Source organism: Clostridium sp. CX1 (assembly GCF_025398335.1).
GTDB classification, from domain to species: domain Bacteria; phylum Bacillota; class Clostridia; order Clostridiales; family Clostridiaceae; genus Clostridium_AM; species Clostridium_AM tanneri.
Genome location: NZ_JAODOO010000006.1, coordinates 37,479 through 56,085, shown reverse-complemented (window position 1 = coordinate 56,085; position 18,607 = coordinate 37,479). Strand labels below are relative to the sequence as shown.

The 18,607-nt window shown below is 33.2% G+C and carries 16 protein-coding genes; 9 read left to right on the top strand and 7 right to left on the bottom strand.

All coding sequences use genetic code 11. From position 1 onward, the window contains the following. The first annotated feature begins 47 nt into the window (after positions 1–47). The 3 genes from carA to argF are packed head-to-tail and all read left to right on the top strand — an operon-like array spanning position 48 to position 5,255. Entirely contained in the window at positions 48–1,109 is a 1,062-nt protein-coding gene (carA, locus tag N4T77_RS08265; RefSeq protein WP_261671295.1) for a glutamine-hydrolyzing carbamoyl-phosphate synthase small subunit, read from the top strand. A 5-nt stretch (positions 1,110–1,114) separates the two neighbouring features. Continuing rightward, on the top strand, positions 1,115–4,312 hold the full coding sequence (gene carB, locus N4T77_RS08260; protein ID WP_261671294.1) for a carbamoyl-phosphate synthase large subunit: 3,198 nt from the start codon (positions 1,115–1,117) through the stop codon (positions 4,310–4,312). Positions 4,313–4,334: 22 nt separating this feature from the next. Further along, positions 4,335–5,255, top strand: coding sequence for an ornithine carbamoyltransferase (gene argF, locus N4T77_RS08255; RefSeq protein WP_261671293.1), 921 nt, complete (start codon positions 4,335–4,337; stop codon positions 5,253–5,255). Positions 5,256–5,296: 41 nt separating this feature from the next. On the opposite strand, the gene N4T77_RS08250 is transcribed toward argF, so the two are convergent. Genes N4T77_RS08250 through argB form a run of 3 tightly spaced genes read right to left on the bottom strand, consistent with a single transcriptional unit; the run spans position 5,297 to position 8,456 of the window. Beyond that, complete coding sequence (locus tag N4T77_RS08250; RefSeq protein WP_261671292.1) at positions 5,297–6,415, bottom strand: M20 family metallopeptidase; 1,119 nt, start codon at positions 6,413–6,415, stop codon at positions 5,297–5,299. Further along, positions 6,415–7,581: an aspartate aminotransferase family protein gene (locus tag N4T77_RS08245; protein WP_261671291.1), complete on the bottom strand. Its 1,167-nt coding sequence runs from the start codon at positions 7,579–7,581 to the stop codon at positions 6,415–6,417. The genes N4T77_RS08250 and N4T77_RS08245 overlap by 1 nt, the downstream gene beginning before the upstream one ends. Continuing rightward, positions 7,563–8,456, bottom strand: coding sequence for an acetylglutamate kinase (gene argB, locus N4T77_RS08240; protein ID WP_261671290.1), 894 nt, complete (start codon positions 8,454–8,456; stop codon positions 7,563–7,565). The genes N4T77_RS08245 and argB overlap by 19 nt, the downstream gene beginning before the upstream one ends. A 138-nt stretch (positions 8,457–8,594) precedes the next feature. On the opposite strand from argB, the gene argC reads away from it, so the two are divergent. Together argC and argJ are read left to right on the top strand one after the other, a co-directional pair. Then, on the top strand, positions 8,595–9,632 hold the full coding sequence (argC, locus tag N4T77_RS08235; protein ID WP_261671289.1) for an N-acetyl-gamma-glutamyl-phosphate reductase: 1,038 nt from the start codon (positions 8,595–8,597) through the stop codon (positions 9,630–9,632). An 83-nt stretch (positions 9,633–9,715) separates the two neighbouring features. Continuing rightward, complete coding sequence (gene argJ / locus N4T77_RS08230; RefSeq protein WP_261671288.1) at positions 9,716–10,942, top strand: bifunctional glutamate N-acetyltransferase/amino-acid acetyltransferase ArgJ; 1,227 nt, start codon at positions 9,716–9,718, stop codon at positions 10,940–10,942. Here the strand turns inward: argJ and N4T77_RS08225 are convergent. The 3 genes from N4T77_RS08225 to N4T77_RS08215 all read right to left on the bottom strand — a co-directional run bounded on the left by N4T77_RS08225 (position 10,939) and on the right by N4T77_RS08215 (position 13,173). Beyond that, positions 10,939–11,409, bottom strand: a complete 471-nt coding sequence (locus N4T77_RS08225) for a hypothetical protein (protein ID WP_261671287.1) — start codon at positions 11,407–11,409, stop codon at positions 10,939–10,941. The genes argJ and N4T77_RS08225 overlap by 4 nt on opposite strands. Before the next feature lie 255 nt (positions 11,410–11,664). Continuing rightward, complete coding sequence (gene tpx / locus N4T77_RS08220) at positions 11,665–12,159, bottom strand: thiol peroxidase (RefSeq protein ID WP_261671286.1); 495 nt, start codon at positions 12,157–12,159, stop codon at positions 11,665–11,667. Between the two features lie 126 nt (positions 12,160–12,285). Beyond that, complete coding sequence (locus N4T77_RS08215) at positions 12,286–13,173, bottom strand: DUF2156 domain-containing protein (RefSeq protein ID WP_261671285.1); 888 nt, start codon at positions 13,171–13,173, stop codon at positions 12,286–12,288. A 318-nt stretch (positions 13,174–13,491) separates the two neighbouring features. On the opposite strand from N4T77_RS08215, the gene ymfI reads away from it, so the two are divergent. The 4 genes from ymfI (at position 13,492) to N4T77_RS08195 (ending at position 17,150) form a co-directional block, all read left to right on the top strand. Continuing rightward, positions 13,492–14,235 carry an elongation factor P 5-aminopentanone reductase gene (gene ymfI / locus N4T77_RS08210; protein WP_261671284.1) on the top strand — a complete coding sequence of 248 codons (744 nt, stop codon included), beginning with the start codon at positions 13,492–13,494 and terminating at the stop codon, positions 14,233–14,235. Between the two features lie 113 nt (positions 14,236–14,348). Next, on the top strand, positions 14,349–15,995 hold the full coding sequence (locus tag N4T77_RS08205; RefSeq protein WP_261671283.1) for a methyl-accepting chemotaxis protein: 1,647 nt from the start codon (positions 14,349–14,351) through the stop codon (positions 15,993–15,995). Positions 15,996–16,092: 97 nt separating this feature from the next. Then, positions 16,093–16,470: an SdpI family protein gene (locus tag N4T77_RS08200; protein WP_261671282.1), complete on the top strand. Its 378-nt coding sequence runs from the start codon at positions 16,093–16,095 to the stop codon at positions 16,468–16,470. Between the two features lie 227 nt (positions 16,471–16,697). Continuing rightward, positions 16,698–17,150: a DUF6241 domain-containing protein gene (locus N4T77_RS08195; RefSeq protein ID WP_261671281.1), complete on the top strand. Its 453-nt coding sequence runs from the start codon at positions 16,698–16,700 to the stop codon at positions 17,148–17,150. Positions 17,151–17,227: 77 nt separating this feature from the next. Here N4T77_RS08195 and N4T77_RS08190 read toward each other — a convergent pair whose 3' ends face one another. After that, positions 17,228–18,505 (bottom strand): SH3 domain-containing protein, encoded by a 1,278-nt coding sequence (locus tag N4T77_RS08190; RefSeq protein WP_261671280.1) that lies wholly within the window; start codon positions 18,503–18,505, stop codon positions 17,228–17,230. Positions 18,506–18,607 lie beyond the last annotated feature (102 nt).

Here is an 18,607-nt window from a genome sequence, read left to right as displayed (position 1 = left end):
TCAAGGAAAAGAGAATATTTATCTATAGAATAGAAAGGAGATTATAAATGAAAGCAATACTTGTACTTCAAGATGGAACCTATTTTTCAGGAAATTCTTTTGGATCTCAAGGTGAAACCTTTGGGGAAGTAGTCTTCAATACCTGTATGACTGGATATCAAGAAATTCTTACAGATCCATCCTACAATGGTCAAATAGTTGCTATGACTTACCCCCTTATAGGAAACTATGGCTTCAACGATATTGACAAAGAATCATATAAACCCCATGCAGAGGGATTTATTGTTAGAGAAGGCTGTGATACTCCAAGTAATTGGAGGGCTAGCATGAGTGCAGAAGATTACCTGATTAAAAGTGGAATTGTAGGAATTAAAGATATTGATACAAGAGCTCTTACGAAACACATTAGAAAATTTGGAAGTATGTTTGGAATAATTTCAACGGAATGTTTTGATATAAAGAAAAACATTATGCTTATAAAAGAAAAAGCATTAGAAAAGAGAAAATTAGTTAGAGAAGTAAGCACTAAGGAAATGTATAGAATAGAAGGTAACGGTAAAAGGGTGGCAGTAGTTGATTTCGGAGTTAAGCGTAATATACTAAGGTCTTTAAAAGAAAGAGGATGTGATATATACGTATTTCCTTCTGATTCATCAATAGATAGTATTTTATCCGTTAATCCAGAAGGAATTATGTTGTCTAATGGCCCTGGAGATCCTGAGGATTTAACAGATGTTGTAGAGAATGTTAAAAAACTTATCGGTAAAAAGCCTATAATGGGAATCTGTCTTGGACATCAGCTTTTAGGAATGTCTCTTGGCATAAAAACCTATAAATTAAAATTTGGTCATCATGGAGGAAATCATCCGGTAAAAGATTTAACTACAGGTAGAATATATATTACATCTCAAAATCATAACTACGCTCTTCAGGAAAGTTCTAATGAGGAAATTCAAGTTACACATTTAAATGTTAATGATGGAACAATAGAAGGTTTCAGGCACAAGCGTTTTCCAATTCTCAGTGTACAATATCATCCAGAAGCAACTCCTGGTCCACAGGATTCAAATTACATTTTTGATCAATTTATTAAGATGATGGAGGTATAGTTATAATGCCGAAAAGAGAGGACATAAACAAAGTAGTAGTAATTGGATCAGGGCCTATTGTTATAGGCCAGGCTGCAGAGTTTGACTATTCTGGTACCCAGGCCTGTAGATCCTTAAAGGAAGAGGGAATAGAAGTTGTTCTTATAAATAGCAATCCGGCAACTATTATGACAGATAAGGATATAGCAGATAAGGTATATATAGAGCCTATAACCTTAGATTTTGTTAAAAAAATTATTTATAAAGAAAGACCAGATGGAATTCTTCCTTCTTTAGGAGGACAGACAGGACTGAATATGGCTGTGGAGCTTGCTGAAGATGGAATACTAGAGGAGTTTAATATAAGGTTACTGGGAACATCACTAGAATCCATTAAGAGGGCAGAAGATAGAGAATTATTTAAATCCACCATGAAGGAAATCGGAGAAAAGGTTCCACATAGTAAAATAGTAACTAACTTAGAAGATGCAATTGACTTCGCAGAGGCAGTTGGTTTTCCTATAATTATTCGTCCTGCCTATACCCTAGGAGGTACTGGCGGTGGAATAGCTAATAGCCTGGAAGAATTTAAGGATATTGCTAGTCGTGGATTAAAGCTTAGTATTATACATCAAGTTCTTCTTGAGCAGAGTGTTGCGGGATGGAAGGAAATCGAGTACGAGGTTATGAGAGACAATGTAGATAACTGTATTGTAATATGCAATATGGAAAACTTTGATCCTGTGGGTGTTCATACTGGAGATAGCATTGTAGTGGCACCTAGTCAAACCCTTAGTGACATTGAATATCAAATGCTTCGCTCTGCATCAATAAAGATAATCAGAGCCCTTAAAATAAATGGAGGATGTAATATCCAGTTTGCTTTAAATCCTAATAGTCTTGAATATGTGGTTATAGAGGTAAATCCAAGAGTAAGCCGTTCTAGTGCATTAGCTTCAAAGGCTACTGGCTACCCGATAGCTAGGGTTACTGCTAAAATTGCCATTGGTTTAAATCTTGATGAAATAAAAAATTCTATTACTGAAAACACCTATGCTTGCTTTGAACCATCACTGGACTATGTGGTGACAAAGGTTCCTAGATGGCCTTTTGATAAATTTATAACTGCAAATCGTACATTAGGTACACAAATGAAGGCAACCGGTGAAGTTATGGCAGTAGGAAGAAACTTTGAAGAGTCCTTTCTAAAGGCAATAGATTCACTAGATGTAAAGCTAGATTATCAGTTAGGATTAAAGCTATTTGAAGATAAATCTGTAGAAGAACTTAAAGAGTTTATAAAAAGTGCCAGTGACGAAAGAGTATTTGCTATATCAAAGGCTCTTCAGAAAGGAGTATCTGTAGAAGAAATAGTAGGAATAACGGAAATAGATTACTTTTTTATTAGTAAATTGGAAAAAATAGTTCTACTGGCAGAAGAGATAAAAAATAGTGATATTTGCAATATAGATTATGAGCTTATGTATAAAGCTAAAAAGATAGGCTTTGGAGATAGCTATATAGCAAACTTATTAAACACTTCAACGGAGGCTGTAACTGAAAAGAGAAAGAAATTTAATCTCCGCCCTGTATATAAAATGGTAGATACCTGTGCCGGAGAATTTGAAGCTGCTACACCATACTATTATTCAACTTATGAAGAAAAAGATGATGTAGAGGCAGATGAAGGAAGAAAGGTTATAGTAATAGGCTCTGGCCCTATAAGAATAGGCCAGGGAATTGAATTTGATTACTGTAGTGTTCACTCAGTTAAGTCTCTTAAAGAAAAAGGCATAAAGGCAATAATTATAAATAATAATCCTGAGACTGTAAGCACTGACTTTGATACTTCTGATAGACTTTATTTTGAACCTCTTACCATTGAATGTGTACTGGACATCATTGAAAGAGAAAAACCAGAAGGGGTAATCATTCAATTTGGAGGGCAGACTGCTATAAACCTTGCAGAAGGTCTTGAAAAAGCTGGTGTTAGAATCCTGGGAACGGATGTAGAAAGTATAGATACTGCGGAAGATAGAGATAAATTTTTAAAACTGCTGCAGAAGCTTCAGATCCCAATTCCAGAAGGAAGTACTGCTTATTCTATTGAAGAGGCTCTGAAAATTGCTGGTGAAATTGGCTATCCAGTCTTAGTGAGACCTTCCTATGTGTTAGGTGGAAGAGCTATGGAAATAGTTTATAGTGATAAAGAATTAAGAGAGTATATGCAGCTGGCAGTAGATGTGTCTAATGTGCACCCAATACTTATAGACAAATATATTATGGGAAAAGAGGTAGAAGTAGATGGAATTTGTGATGGGGAGGATGTACTGATTCCAGGAATAATGGAGCATATAGAGAGAGCAGGAGTTCATTCAGGAGATAGTATGGCTGTATATCCACCCTGGGATTTAAGCGAAGACATCCAAAATACCATTGTAGACTATACTATGAAATTAGCAGTTGCATTAAGAGTAAAGGGATTATTTAATATACAGTTTGTTATAGATGAAGAGAATAAGGTTTATGTAATTGAAGTGAATCCTCGAGCCAGCAGAACGGTACCCCTATTAACAAAGGTTACAGGTATACCTATGGTGAAACTAGCTACTGAGATTATTATGGGAGGTACTCTTAAAGATATGGGGTATGCTTCAGGTCTTGCAGACATAGGAGAGTTGATAGCTGTAAAGGCTCCTGTTTTTTCCTTCTCAAAGCTTACAATGGTGGACACTTTCTTAGGTCCAGAAATGAAGTCTACTGGAGAGGTTATGGGAGTAGATAAAAAAATAGATAAGGCCCTATATAAAGCTTTATTGGGCTCTGGTATGAAGCTATCAAAGGATGGTAATGTGCTTTTATCCATTGCAGAAAGAGATAGAGATGAAAGTATTAAACTATCAGAGGAACTGCTCAGCCTAGGGTATAAGTTGTTTGCTACAGATAACACATATTCTTATTTAAAGGAACAAGGAGTTAATATTAGCTTACTTCCTATGAAGGATGTTAACAAGTGGATTAAGGAAAATAAGTTGACTATGATTGTCAATACTCCTACAAAAGGAAAGGTAAATATAAGAGATGGGTTCTTACTAAGACGTACTGCCATGGAGTATAATGTGACCTGTATAACTTCCCTAGACACTATAAAGGCAGTTATTAGGGCCCTTACAGTTTACAAAGAAGAAGATGAAATTGAAATTTATTCATTAGATCAGTACTAAAAATGCAGAGGGGGTTATTACAATGAAGGATTTAATAAGCTTACACTACCTAAGTACGGGGGAAATTTTTGAAATTTTAAAGGTAGCTGAAAAGTTAAAGTATGAGCTTAAAAATGGTATAGCTCATAATATATTAAAGGGTAAAACTTTAGGAATGATTTTTACTAAGTCCTCCACTAGAACTAGAGTTTCTTTTGAAGTTGGAATGGCTCAGCTAGGGGGATATGCCCTATTCTTGAGTTCTAATGACATACAGCTTGGAAGAGGGGAAACTATTTATGACACAGCTAACGTACTTTCAAGATATATAGATGGAATCATGATAAGAACTTATAAACACAGTGATGTAGAAGACCTTGCTAAATACTCATCTATACCAGTTATAAATGGACTTACAGATCTCCTTCATCCCTGCCAGGTATTAGCAGATCTATTAACTATTTATGAGCACAAGTCAAAGCTTGAAGGACTTAAGCTTGCATATGTAGGAGATGGAAACAATGTAGCACATTCTCTTCTTTATGGTTGTGCAAAGGTAGGAATGGATATATCAGTAGCTACACCTAAAGGATATCAGTGCAATTTCGATGTGGTTGAAAGTGCAAAGGAAGATGCAAAGCTTACAGGAGCCAAAATAGTGACTACAGAAGATCCTGTAGAGGCTGTTAAAGATGCAGATGTGATATACACAGACACCTGGGTAAGTATGGGACAGGAAGATGAAAAGAAGGAAAGAATAAATATATTTAAACAGTATCAGGTTAATGGAAAACTTTTCTCAATGGCAAAGGAAGATGCAGTGTTTCTTCACTGTCTTCCTGCTTACAGAGGTCTTGAGGTAACAGAGGAGGTTATTGATGGGCCACAGTCCTTGGTTTTTGATGAAGCGGAAAATAGACTTCATGCTCAGAAGGCGGTTATGGCACTGCTTTTAGGAAAATAAAATAAGTGAAGAGGATGTAACCTAGGGAACAGTACCCTAGGTTACATCCTCTTTACTGTAGTTATAAAGTTCACTAATGTGCAAATGCCATGAAAGATAGCTTCATCAGAAGCATCAAAATCACAGGAATGCAGGGGATGAGTCCCTTTAACTCCATCTGATATTCCAAGCCTAAAGTGAACTGCTGGAACTTTTTCAGCAAAAAAAGCAAAATCCTCGGCAGCAAAAGTTCTCTCTAGAGGAAGAACATTATGTTCCCCAACTAATTTTTTAGCAGTTTTAATAAAAGCATCCGTTAAGTCAGGATGGCTTACAAGTGGAGGATATTGAAATTTATAATCTACCTCAGCACTGCAATCATATTTTTTAGCACATATATAAGAGTTCTCTAAAAAATCTTCATGTATTTTTTTTCTCAGATTGTTATCAAAAGTTCTAACGGTTCCACAAATTTTACAGTCATCTACAATTATATTAGGTGCATTACCACACTGAATTGAAGTAAAGGTGATCACATGAGAGTTTAAAGGATTGCTCTCTATCTGGGATTTTACATTAATTGTTTGAATAAAATCTATAGCAGGATATAATGGGTTTTTAGAAAGGTGGGGCATGGCTGCATGACCACCTTTTCCCTTAAAGGTTATATAAAAATCATCCACTGAGGCCATAGAAGGACCGCTGGAAACTTCTATCTTACCAACATGTAAATTAGGCCATACATGAAACCCTAATATAGATTTAACTTTAGGGTTTTCAAGAACTCCTTCTGCTATCATTGTCTCAGCACCACCAGAAGCTTCTTCTGCCGGCTGGAAAATAAATTTTACTGTTTTATTTATTTTAAGCTCTTTAAGAACTAAGGCAGTTCCTAATAAGATTGCAGTATGGTAATCATGTCCACAGGCATGGGAAATGCCATTGACAGGGAGAGCATCTATATCAGCCCTAATTGCAATACAATCATCACCACTATTTAAAGTAGCTGCAACTCCAGTTTTAGCAAATATTTTAGCATCTAACTGGAGTTTGTTTAAAAAATCTAGAATAATAGCCTTAGTTTTATATTCTTGAAAGGCTAATTCTCCATTAAGGTTAAGTTTTTTTCTTAAGTTTATTAACAGGTTCATATTTTCCTTTACTACTTCCTTGATACCCATTAACTTAACTCCTTAATTGCTTCTTCAAGTATTTTAACAGCTGCATCAATTTCTTCTACAGTAACATTAAGTGGTGGAAGAAGTCTTATAACATCTGTTCCAGCAGTGACTACTAGCAAACCCTTCTTAAAGCATAAGTTTGTAAATTCCTTTGGACTTGTATTAATACTTATTCCTAATAATAATCCCATACCTTTAACTTCATTAATTAAACTATACTTATTTTTTAATTCATTTAGCTTTTCTTCAAGATAGCTTCCTTTTTCCTGTACAGAATTGATAACACCACCATCAGTTAACTCCGTTATAACTGCTAAAGCAACAGCGCAGCCTAGAGGATTTCCTCCAAAAGTACTGCCGTGGTCACCAGGTACAAAAGCTTTAGCAGCTTTTTCATTGGCAATAACTGCTCCTATTGGAAAACCACCTCCTAAAGCTTTAGCTATAGGAATTACATCAGGAATTACATCAAATTGTTTATAGGCAAATAGATTCCCTATTCTACCCATGCCGCATTGTATTTCATCGAATATTAATAGAGCATTAAATCTATCACATAGTTTTCTGGCTTCTTTCAGGTATTCAGTACTTGCAGCGTTAATGCCGCCTTCACCCTGAATTGGCTCAATAATTATGCCGCAGACTTCATTGGTGAAATTTTCATATAAGTCTTCTATATCATTAAAGTTAATCTTCTTCACTCTAGGAATTAAAGGAAAAAAGTCCTGTTGATATTTTTCTTGACCTGTTACAGAAAGGGCTCCCATAGTTCTGCCATGGAATGAATTATCCATATATAAAATTATATCTTTATTAGTATTTTGAGATTTTCCATATTTTCTAGCTAATTTTAAAGCCCCTTCTATTGCTTCTGTTCCACTATTGCAGAAAAATACCTTGTTATGATCACAGTGCTCTATTAACTTTTCAGAAAGCTTTATGTGTTCAGTATTCCAATAGTAATTTGATACATGAATTATTTTTTTGCTTTGCTCTGAGAGAGCTTTAACCATAATAGGGTGACTGTGTCCCAGACAGTTGACGGCTACACCAGAAACAAAATCCAGGTATTCTACTCCATTGGTATCATAAATTTTAGTTCCAATACCCTTTTCAAAGATAACATCAAATCTTCCGTAGGTATTCATTAAATTATTTTTTTCCATTGATTTACACCTCTTTCACTAATAATTTTAGTTCCACAGTTTCTAGTTATACCATAGATAAGACTATGCTCTTTTCTACCATCAATTAAATGAACATCTTTAGTTCCTTTTTCCAGAGCACTGATACAACATTCTAGCTTTGGAATCATACCACTGCTAATAGCACCAATTTCTGAAAGGTGTTTTATTTCATCAGTTGTTATAGATGATAAGAGGGTAGAGGGATTATTTATATCTGTGTATACCCCTTCGATATCTGTCAAAATTATTAGTTTTTCAGCCTTTAAAGCACTACTTATAGAGGAAGCTGCATAATCTGCATTTATATTATAGCTATTGCCATCTGTATCTGAGGCTACAGGAGAAATTGTAGGAACATATCCCCTCTCAAGAAGGCCTAAAAGAACTTTTTTATTTATATTTACAATTTCTCCTACAAAACCTAAATCTATCATCTCATTATTTTCAAAAAGGTATTTTTTCTTGGCATTGATCAAATTACTATCTTTACCGCTTATACCAATAGCATTAATTCCTATTCTACTTAAATCTGATGCAAGTTCCTTATTTACGTGCCCTGATAATACCATTTCAACAATTTCCATTGTAGTTTTATCTGTAACTCTTAATCCTTTAATAAAGTTGCTTTCTATACCTATTTTGTCAAGCCACTTAGAAATTTCAGGTCCGCCGCCATGTATGATGACAACTTTAATACCTAAATTTGTTAATTGTAATACATCATTGACAAAGGCAGTTTTAGAGAGTTCATTGTTCATTATGCTGCCACCATATTTAATAACAAAAGTTTTTCCACTATATACTTTAAGCTTTGATAAAAGTTCTATGTCTACAGAACCATGTTGGACAACCATTTCATCACTCCACTCTGATGTATAATATATGAATAATTATACTAGTTATTTAATAAAAATTCAATAAGTTATTGTATTTTTTCTAAAAATGTTGCATAATTATACTATAAATAAATTAGCAAATCTGAGGTGGTATTTATGATTAATGTTGGTATAATTGGAGCTACAGGCTATGCAGGAGAACAATTAGTTTGGATACTGAATAATCATTCAAAGGTGAATATAGAGTTTATAAGTTCCTATAATTATTCAAATGAGAGATATAGTGAAATTTATAATAATTATTATAGTTTCTTTCAGCAAATTTGTATTGATACAGAAGAAGCATTAAATAAATTAGAACTTATAGATGTATTATTTATTGCTCTCCCTCATAGTAAGTCCTTTGAGATAACTAGAAAGGCCTTGCAATTAGGAGTAAAAGTTATTGATTTGGGGGCTGATTTTAGGTTGAATTCAGAAGAAGAATATGAAACTTGGTATGGAGCTCAGCATGGCTATCCTGAAGTACTAAAGGATGCAGTTTATGGCCTAACTGAAGTTAAAAGAGAAGAAATAAAGAAAAGCTCCTTAATAGCTAATCCAGGGTGTTATCCTACTGCAAGTATATTAGGGCTGGCACCTCTTTTAAAAAATAGTTTAATAGATGACAGATCAATAATTATTGATGCAAAATCAGGTGTATCCGGTGCAGGAAGAGCAGCGACCATAGGAAATATTTTTTCAGAATGTAATGAATCTATAAAGGCTTATTCTGTAGGAAAACACAGGCATACTCCAGAAATTGAACAGGAATTAGGTAAAGTTTCAGGAAAAGATATAATTTTATCTTTCACTCCCCATTTAGTACCAATGAATCGAGGTATTCTTGCTACCTGTTACAGCAGATTGAAAAATAAAATTACAAAGGAAGATGTGTTGGAATTATACAGGAATTTTTATAGGGATGAATATTTTATTAAGATTATTGATGGTCTTCCTGAAACCAGATGGGTTAAGGGGTCTAATCTTTGTCATATAGGAATAGAAGTGGATTCCAGAACGGATAGGGTAATTGTAGTATCTGCAATAGATAATCTAATAAAGGGAGCTGCTGGGCAGGCAGTTCAAAATATGAATGTGATGTTTGGTATAGAAGAAACTAAAGGTTTAGATTTTGTAGCAATGTTCCCTTAACTAAAATAAAGTTAAAAAAATTTTTTATCTAGGGTTGTTATTTATAAGTATACCTTTGTTCAATGAAAATATTATAAGAAAGGATGATTAGCGTGGAAGTTATAAACAATAAAACTATTACTGATGTACCTTATTTTAAAGCCTCAGGAATTCACATAGGATTAAGAAAGAAAGAAAAAAAGGATTTATGTGTGATATATAGTGAGAAAAAAGCTGTGGCAGCTGGGGTGTTTACAAAGAATAAAGTTAAAGCAGCCCCTGTTATAGTAGATATGAATCATATTGGTTCAAGAAATACTCAAGCTATTGTAGTTAATAGTGGTTATGCTAACTCTTGTACAGGCAGCAAAGGGATCGAAGATGCTTACGAAATGGCAAGAGTTACAGCGGATTGCCTAGGGCTAAAGCCAGAGGAGGTGCTAGTTGCGTCCACAGGGAGAATTGGAGTGTCATTACCTATGGATAAAGTTATTCCAGGGATAAGATGCGGCTGCAGCGAACTGTCTTATGATGGAGGAAAGGATGCAGAAGAGGCTATTTTAACTACAGATACCTTTACAAAAAGTATCTTTGTTGAACTTAATATAGATAATAGAAAAGTTTATATAGGTGGTATTGCTAAAGGTTCCGGTATGGTTCATCCTAATATGGGTACAATCTTAGGGTTTATTGCTTCTAATATAAATATAACTAAAGAGATGCTAACCAAAGCTTTAAAAGATAGCGTTACTGATTCTTATAATATGATATCCGTAGATGGTGATACTAGTACCAATGACATGGCTATAGTTCTTGCTAATTGCACTGCTGGAAATAACTTAATAGATCAGGAAAATAGCCAGTATTATAAATTCAAAGAAGCTTTAGATTTTGTAAATAAAGAACTTTCAAAGATGATAGCTAAGGATGGAGAAGGTGCTACAAAGCTTATAGAGATAAGCTTAAAAGGTGCAAGAAGCAAAGAAGATGCCAGAATTTGTGCCAAGTCTGTTATCTCTTCTAGTTTAGTTAAATCTGCTTTTTTTGGAAGTGATGCCAATTGGGGAAGAATTATGTGTTCCCTAGGGTATTCAGGAGCTGATTTTACACCACAAAAGGTTGACATAGTCTTTAAAAATAATTCAGGAACTATAATGGTAGTTAACAAAGGTGCGGCAGCTATATTTAATAAACAACTAGTAGAGGAAATATTAAAACGGGATTATGTAAATATATTAATCGACTTAAATGATGGGATTCATGATGCAGTAGCCTGGGGCTGTGATTTAACTTATGACTATGTGAAAATTAATGGATATTACTGGACTTAGCCTATATTGCCAAAAGAGGAGTAAATCCTCTTTTGGGGACTTAGGGGTAAGTAAGGTGAAAACTTAAGCTTTTTTAAAAGTATGTCAAGGTTGCCTTTAAAAGTGAAGAATAGTGCTCTATCTTTATTATCAAATACCATAAGGTAAGGCGTTTCATCCTTTGGTAGTATTATAATCACTTCATCTACAAAGGATTTAAGTAGTGGATTTTCTACTTCTACAGGAGTATCAAAAGGAATTTTAATCATATAACCATTATTAGGAATAGGATTAAATTTAGTAATTACACCATTTATATTTTTCAAGTAACCTTCCGCTTCTTTTTGCAGTTCAGGATCTGATTTAATTCGTTTTACTACTGATTCTTTTCTTACATCAAAAATCTCTATATTTGTAAGTTCTTCTGCTGAAACATTTATTGAAAATAGTATTAAAGAGATTAAGACTATCAATAATTTTTTAGTCATTAGCCATCACCTCATAATTAGTATTACCAATAAAGTAGAAGCTATAAAAAGTTATCTATAACTAATGAAGATATTTTAAGTTTTAATACTAAAAACAAATAAACAAGGAAAGTAGTTATATATTAAAAACTCATCCTTGTTTATTTATGTGGCTATTTTATTTTAAATTTATTATTACCAATAGTAATTAATTTATACATGATTTTCAATAATTATTTAATTTGGCTATAAAACTTAACCTAATAGTGAAAAAATCTACTTAGCTTCTTTAGCAGCTTTTAAAATAGCTTCATAGTTTGGATAATCTGTGACTTCAGGTACATATTCTACGAAAACAACCTTATTACTACTATCAATTACAAAGGCAGCCCTAGCAAGAAGTCCTAAATCTTCAATGTAAGTTCCAAAATTCTTGCCTACTGTTCTATCTTTATAATCAGATAGAGTAATTACACTTTTTATACCATGAGCTGCACACCATCTTGATTGGGCAAAAGGTAAATCCATAGATATTGTGTAAACAGTAACGTCAGGAATTTCAGAAGCTCTTTCGTTAAAAGTTCTTGCTTCTAAATCGCAAACAGGTGTATCTATAGAGGGAACGGTAAGTATTATTCTTACTCCTTTTGTATCTTTTAAAGAAATTGGTGCCATAGAGTTATTTATAACAGTAAAGTCTGGTGCCATGTCGCCTACCTTAACTTCATTCCCCAAAACCTTTACTGGATTTCCTTGAAATTTTAATTCCATATTACACGCCTCCAATAGTTTATATTATTTAGTAATTATTATCTAATAATATTTTAACATTATCTTTAATGTTATTCAACTAGTTTTTTCCTAAAAAAATTAATTGTTCCATATATAATGGAAATATCAATCTATAGTAAATTTTTTAGCTAATTTAGTGGGTACGTAAGTAAGTTTTGCTTGTCTAAGCCCCTCTATTCCTAAGTCTTGTTCTCTATTTATATAAGGCACCTCCATAAAATGATCCTCAATAAAGGTTTTATTAATAAAATTATATAAACCTCTAATGTCTGGATCAGCCTTTTCTATATGAATTATAGCCATGTTTTCATTCATTTTTTCCCCAATGGTGAAGGCTGACAATTTACCTTCTACATAAACTACCATACCTATAAAGTCTAAATTTGATGAATTCCTTAACATTTCCTCTATAGATCTTAGTTCGTAAAGTAAGTATCCTTTGCAAACATGTTTATGACACCATTCCCGCGCAGACTTTATACAAGGCTGAATTAATTCAGAGGTAATAGGAGCCACTTCATAATTATAATTTTTTATAAAATAATTATAATGGTTTTTTTTCTTATGAAGTTTTTTTCCAGACAGGCTAGAAAGAGCCTTGCTTTCATATATGTAATCAAAGTTATCTCTATCTTCTGATATAGCAAATTTACCTTCGCCATAGACTGACGTTAGTTCTTCAACAAACCATTCCTCAACATCCTTAAAAAGATGAGGGAGGCCTAACTGGCTTTTTAATTCTATTAAGAAGTTAATAATCTCTTCTAAGTTTTCTCGTTTATAACCTATAGGTTGCATGAAGTGAAGTTCACCTTCAAAATCAGATTTAAGAATAATTAATACATCTTTATATAAAGCATATTGTATGTCTAAAGCTTTTCTCCATATAAAAAGGTTTGTAAAGGAATATTCACAGGTTTCGAAGATATATGGTTTTAGATATTTGTCAAAGAGGTCTTTATCATTAATGGTTAAAGGTTTAAATTCAAGCATGTTAAAAACATCCTTTCTCTAAAAATAAGCGTAAATCAAAGTGTAACGTTGCTGAATTTTGCAATAGTATTATATTATGAAAAAAATTGATATAAATGCAGCTATAATAATATTATTTTAAATTAATTAACAAATTTAATACTTCCTGCAGTACAAAAGTTCAATTATTATTAAGGTATTTGGTAATAAGTTATAAGTTTGTTAATTTGATAGAAATTAATTTGTTGAATTTAATTCTTCATAGGATTAATATATTAATATGTAAGTTTTAAAATACATTAATAGCAGCTTATATTTTAGCAGGGAGTGAATAGTTAAGTGGAAAATTTAAATGGCAAAGTTGCAGTTGTTACTGGGGCATCGAGGGGGATAGGGAGAGGAATTGCAGTGGAGTTAGCTCGTTGTGGAGCAAGTATTATTATTAACTATAAAAATAGTGAGGAAGAAGCACAAAAAACTTTAGATATAATAAAATGCTTAGGTGGTTACGCTATTAAAGTTAAGGCTGATATAAGTAATTATAGTCAGGCAAAGTTACTTATAGATACTGCCGTAGAAACCTTTGGAAAAATTGATATTTTAGTTAACAATGCTGGAATATCCAGTGTAGGATTATTTATGGATATGAGAGAAGCTGAATGGAATGAGATGATAGATATAAACTTTAAAGGAGTTCTAAATTGTTCTCATAGCGCTCTCAAGTATATGGTTTCTCAAAGAAGTGGAAATATAATCAATATATCTTCAATATGGGGAAACTCAGGAGCATCTTGTGAAGTAATCTATTCTGCTGCAAAGGGAGCTGTAAATTTGTTTACTAAATCCCTTGCAAAAGAAATGGCTCCTTCAGGTATAAGAGTTAACGCTGTGGCACCAGGAGTTATAGACACAGAAATGAATAGTTGGTTAAGTAGTGAAGAGAAAAAACAATTAGAAGAGGAAATTCCTATGGGCAAGTTTGGAGGTGTACAAGATATAGGTAGAGCAGTGGTATTTTTAGCTAGCAAGGAATCTCAATATATAACAGGACAGGTATTAACTATAGACGGTGGTATGATTTAATTATAGTTATTATAAACTTAGGAAGGAAAAGTGCGTACAAGACTTGAAGAACTTAAGTTTTTAGGTCAAGTAAAGAGTGTTTAGATAAGAGAAAGAAGAAGGAGTTGTGATTGGTGTTTGGAAGCTTAAAAAAAAGAATAAACTTTGGCTTTATTGCAGTAACACTTTTGTGTATATTGTCAATAACCTCTCTGTCTGTATATCAGACAATAAAAACAGCAGAAAATCAGATGAAAAATGATGGAGAAACTATTGTGGCTTTAACTAATCAAAGCATAAGTACATATAGTGTAACTAAAGATTTGGATAAAATAACAAAAGTACTGAAAGATACTAAAAGTGCCAGTGGTAACAGTATAGCATATGTTTCCGTAATAGATACTAGTTGCAAAATAATAGCACATAATGATGATAGTATGTTAGGTCAAAGTTCAGATAGAAGCAAGTTTAGCAAGGTTCTTGATGATGGTAAGAATGATGGGTTTATGTTTTTAAGACCTACAGGAGATAGAGTTTACAATGTGTCCATGCCCTTAAAGGAGCAGGGGAAAATAGTAGGGGCTGTCTCTGTTGGTATTTCACTAGAAGCTATGACTAGTATAGCTAGAGAAAGTTTTATGTTGAATATAGTATTATCCTTAATAATATTAGCTATTTCAATTATTGTAGGAGCTATCATTTCTCATAATATTTCAAAGCCGTTAGTACAAATACAAGATAAAATGAAAAAGCTGGCAGAAGGGGACTTTACAGTAGAGTTTCATGCAAAATCTAAGGATGAAATAGGATCTCTGATGACTACATTAAGTTTTGTAATAGGAGAAATAAGAAGTATGATGGCTAGGCTAAAGGAAGCTATAGAAAACTTAGATAACATGTCAAACAACTTATCAGCTTCCGGTGAAGAAGCGGCAGCATCAAGTGAAGAGGTGGCAGCTTCCGTTATGAATGTGGGCAATTATACTGCAGACCAGAATGATAAGATAGAGAAGATGAAAGGCTCTATAGAGGATTTTGCAGAGTCTTTAGATTTAATAAACCATAAGCTTTCAAAGGTTTCTCATGGAAGTGAAAAGATAAAAGTATCTGCAGATACGGGAGCTGTAGAGTTAGAGAACTTGGTAAGTTTAATAGATGAGGTAAGAAGAGAATTTGAGGATACGGAAAAAAGAATAAGTAATTTAAATCAAAATGTAGGTAAGATATCAGAAATAACTGACGTAATAAATTCTGTAGCTGAGCAGACAAATTTACTGGCTTTAAATGCGGCTATTGAAGCTGCAAGAGCAGGAGAATCAGGAAGAGGATTTTCTATAGTAGCAGACGAAATAAGAAAGCTTGCAGAACAGGTACTAGAATCCTCCAAGACAATAAATAGTTTAGTTAGTACTATTACAAATAATACAGAAAATGTTTCCAGTATGACTAAAGAGGTGTCAGGCAAAATGGAAAACCAAGTTAACTCTGTAAAGAAAACAGTAGAATCCTTTGGTCATATTCTTCAGCAAATAGATGGAATACTTCCGCAGATGGACAATGTTTATGGTGAATTAAACAGCTTGATGAACAAAAAAGATAATTTATTAGAGCAATCTAGCTTTATTGCAAATTTATCAGAACATATAACAGCTTCTTCTCAGGAAATATCTGCTGCTGTTGAAGAACAGAATTCGATTACTGAGGAGCTATCAGCTTCTGCAGAAGATCTTAAAAATACAGCAGATAGCATAACTGATGCTTTGAATAAATTCAAAATATAGTAATTATTCAAAATAGACTAGATTTTTCTGAGAATTTGTTTTATCATAATGACATAATACTTTGACAAGCATAATTATTTAAAAGGGGTGTGGCATTATGATAAACTCATTAATTTTTGGACTAGTAACACTAGCGTTTGGGATAATTCCTAAAATAGTAAAACCTAAAAAAATTAATTCATGGTACGGTTATCGTACACCTTTGTCAATGAAGAATCAAGAGATATGGGATGAAGGAAACAGATATTCAACAAATCAATATATAATTGCAGGAATTATTTTATTAATAATAGGTAGAATAGGGTATGCTTTTTTAGGAACTAAAGGATATCTAGTTCCACTAATAGGTTTTTTGCCAGTACTATACTTCACTATATTTACAGTTGATAAACATTTAAAAAAGACTTTTGATAGTAATGGGATGAGGATAAATAGTAGTCCTGCAAAATTAAATAGAAAAAGTGCCGAACAATAGAATAAATATTGAACAATATAGGGGTTGATTGCTACTTAAGCATTGAACTCCTATATTCTTTTTATTTATATTATTATTTGATTAATACTTATATAAAACATATATTAAGATAATTATAAAAAAATTACAAAAATTTACATATAATAATAACGCAACTATGATATAATTTTAATTAGGAAATGATTTGAAAAAATTCATTATTTTTCGTGACGATAGGAGGTTATGTTTTGAAAAAGAATAGCAAGTTATTAATTGGATTATTCATAGGGATAATGGTTTTATCTGGAGTAATTGGTTTTGCAGCAATTAATAAGGGCTTTAGTAAAGATAGTAATACTTCAGAAAACATTGACAAAATCACAAAGGTATTTAAGAAAGATGAAATCAAAGACAAAAAAACCTTAGAAGCGTATCAAAAGGTTCATGAAATGGCCAATACAAAAATTATTGCAGAAGATGGTTTAATATGGGGTGAAATAGAGCCTACGGCAGAAAAAATTGACTTGCTTATAAAAGAAGTTTCTAGTTCTAATTATGAAGATAAAGACAAGCTATTACAAATCTTAAATAGGTGGAAAAGCAGTGATTTTAGTAATTGTGTAGAAGAACATAATTTTGTTTGGAAGAAGCTGGGAGGAGAGGTAGGGAAAGCCTCAAAGTTAAGAGAAGGAGTTAAATAGCATTTTATTGCGTAACAAAAGTTTGGTGCACTGAACACCGGTGTTCAGTGCATCTAAACCTTTATGTCGCATTATACTTATATTTTAATGTAATCTGAGTGAACATATCCAACTTCTGATCCCGATTTTACCTTTAGCCATCTTCCGTTAGTCCCCAAAACCTCAACTTTCGTTCCGTAAGAGAGAGTTGAAACTATTCGTCCAGTCCATGGATTATTTCTTAAGTTTAGAGTGGAGGAGTGATCGCTTAGTACAACTGTTCCGATCTTAGAATCTGGTGAAGTGTTATTTGCGGTATTAGTTTTTGCTGCTTGAGAAACACTTACAAAGTCAGAATGAACATAGCCTATACTTCCATTTGCCTGTACCTTATACCAGCTACCACTAGTCTCTAAAATATTAATTTTTGTGCCATGACTTAAAGCTGTTAGCACATTCCCACCTGGCGCAGTTCTTAGATTTAAGGAAGATGATGTATTCTTCAATTGTACTACTGCAGAGGTTCCACTACCGGAAGATATGGAAGAAGGGTTTCCGGTTGAAGTTGACGGCGTTGTAGTATTTTGTCCTGATATACTTATATATTTAGAACTTACATAGCCATAGGAGGAATTATACTTAACTTTATACCAGTCGCCGTAGGTACCAACTATGTTAACGGTTTCTCCCTTTCTAAGCAGTCCTATAACTTCAGAGGAGGCAGCTCCACTGCTTCTTACATTTAGAACAGAACTGGAACTTGAAATATTAACTGTTCCTTTGTTAATTACAGGCTCATTATTACTAGGAGCTTGTACATTTCCATTACTCGGTGTACCGTTATTAGAAGACTGATTTTTACCATCACCTAAGTAAATGTATCCCTTTAAATATAGGTTTCCTCTTTTTTTAATTTCTTCTTTAGAAAGGGTTTTGATTTTACCATCATAATCACCACGAACACTAAAGTTTCCCTCTGTAAAGTATACTGTATTGCCTTCTACTTTCTCAACGAAGGCAACATGGCCGTAGCCTTTATTACCGCCAGACCATACAACAATAGAGTTAGCTTTTGGCTCAGTACCATAGGAGTATACTTTATCCCGAGCATTAGCATACCACCAATCTACTGCATTTCCGTAAAATTCCGTTGGTAATGACAGGTTTAGCTTTTCAAGCACTCTTCCATATGTAAACCATGTACATTGCCCTTTATACCCGTACTTTGTAAAAACATTAGCACTACTGGTGTAGGCACTGCTCTGAGGATTAGGTGTAGTTTCAGCAGCTTGTACACTATTATGTAATAACAATTTGTTATTCATAAGAGCTGCAGATATAAAAAAAGCGAAAATTATTTTCTTAGAGCTTTTCATGCTGGAGCCTCCTTGAATTATATGATATGAAATTAACTTTCATTAAAGTTTCAATTAAAGTTTATGAATACAAAAGTATTATCGTAAATAACTTAAAATAAT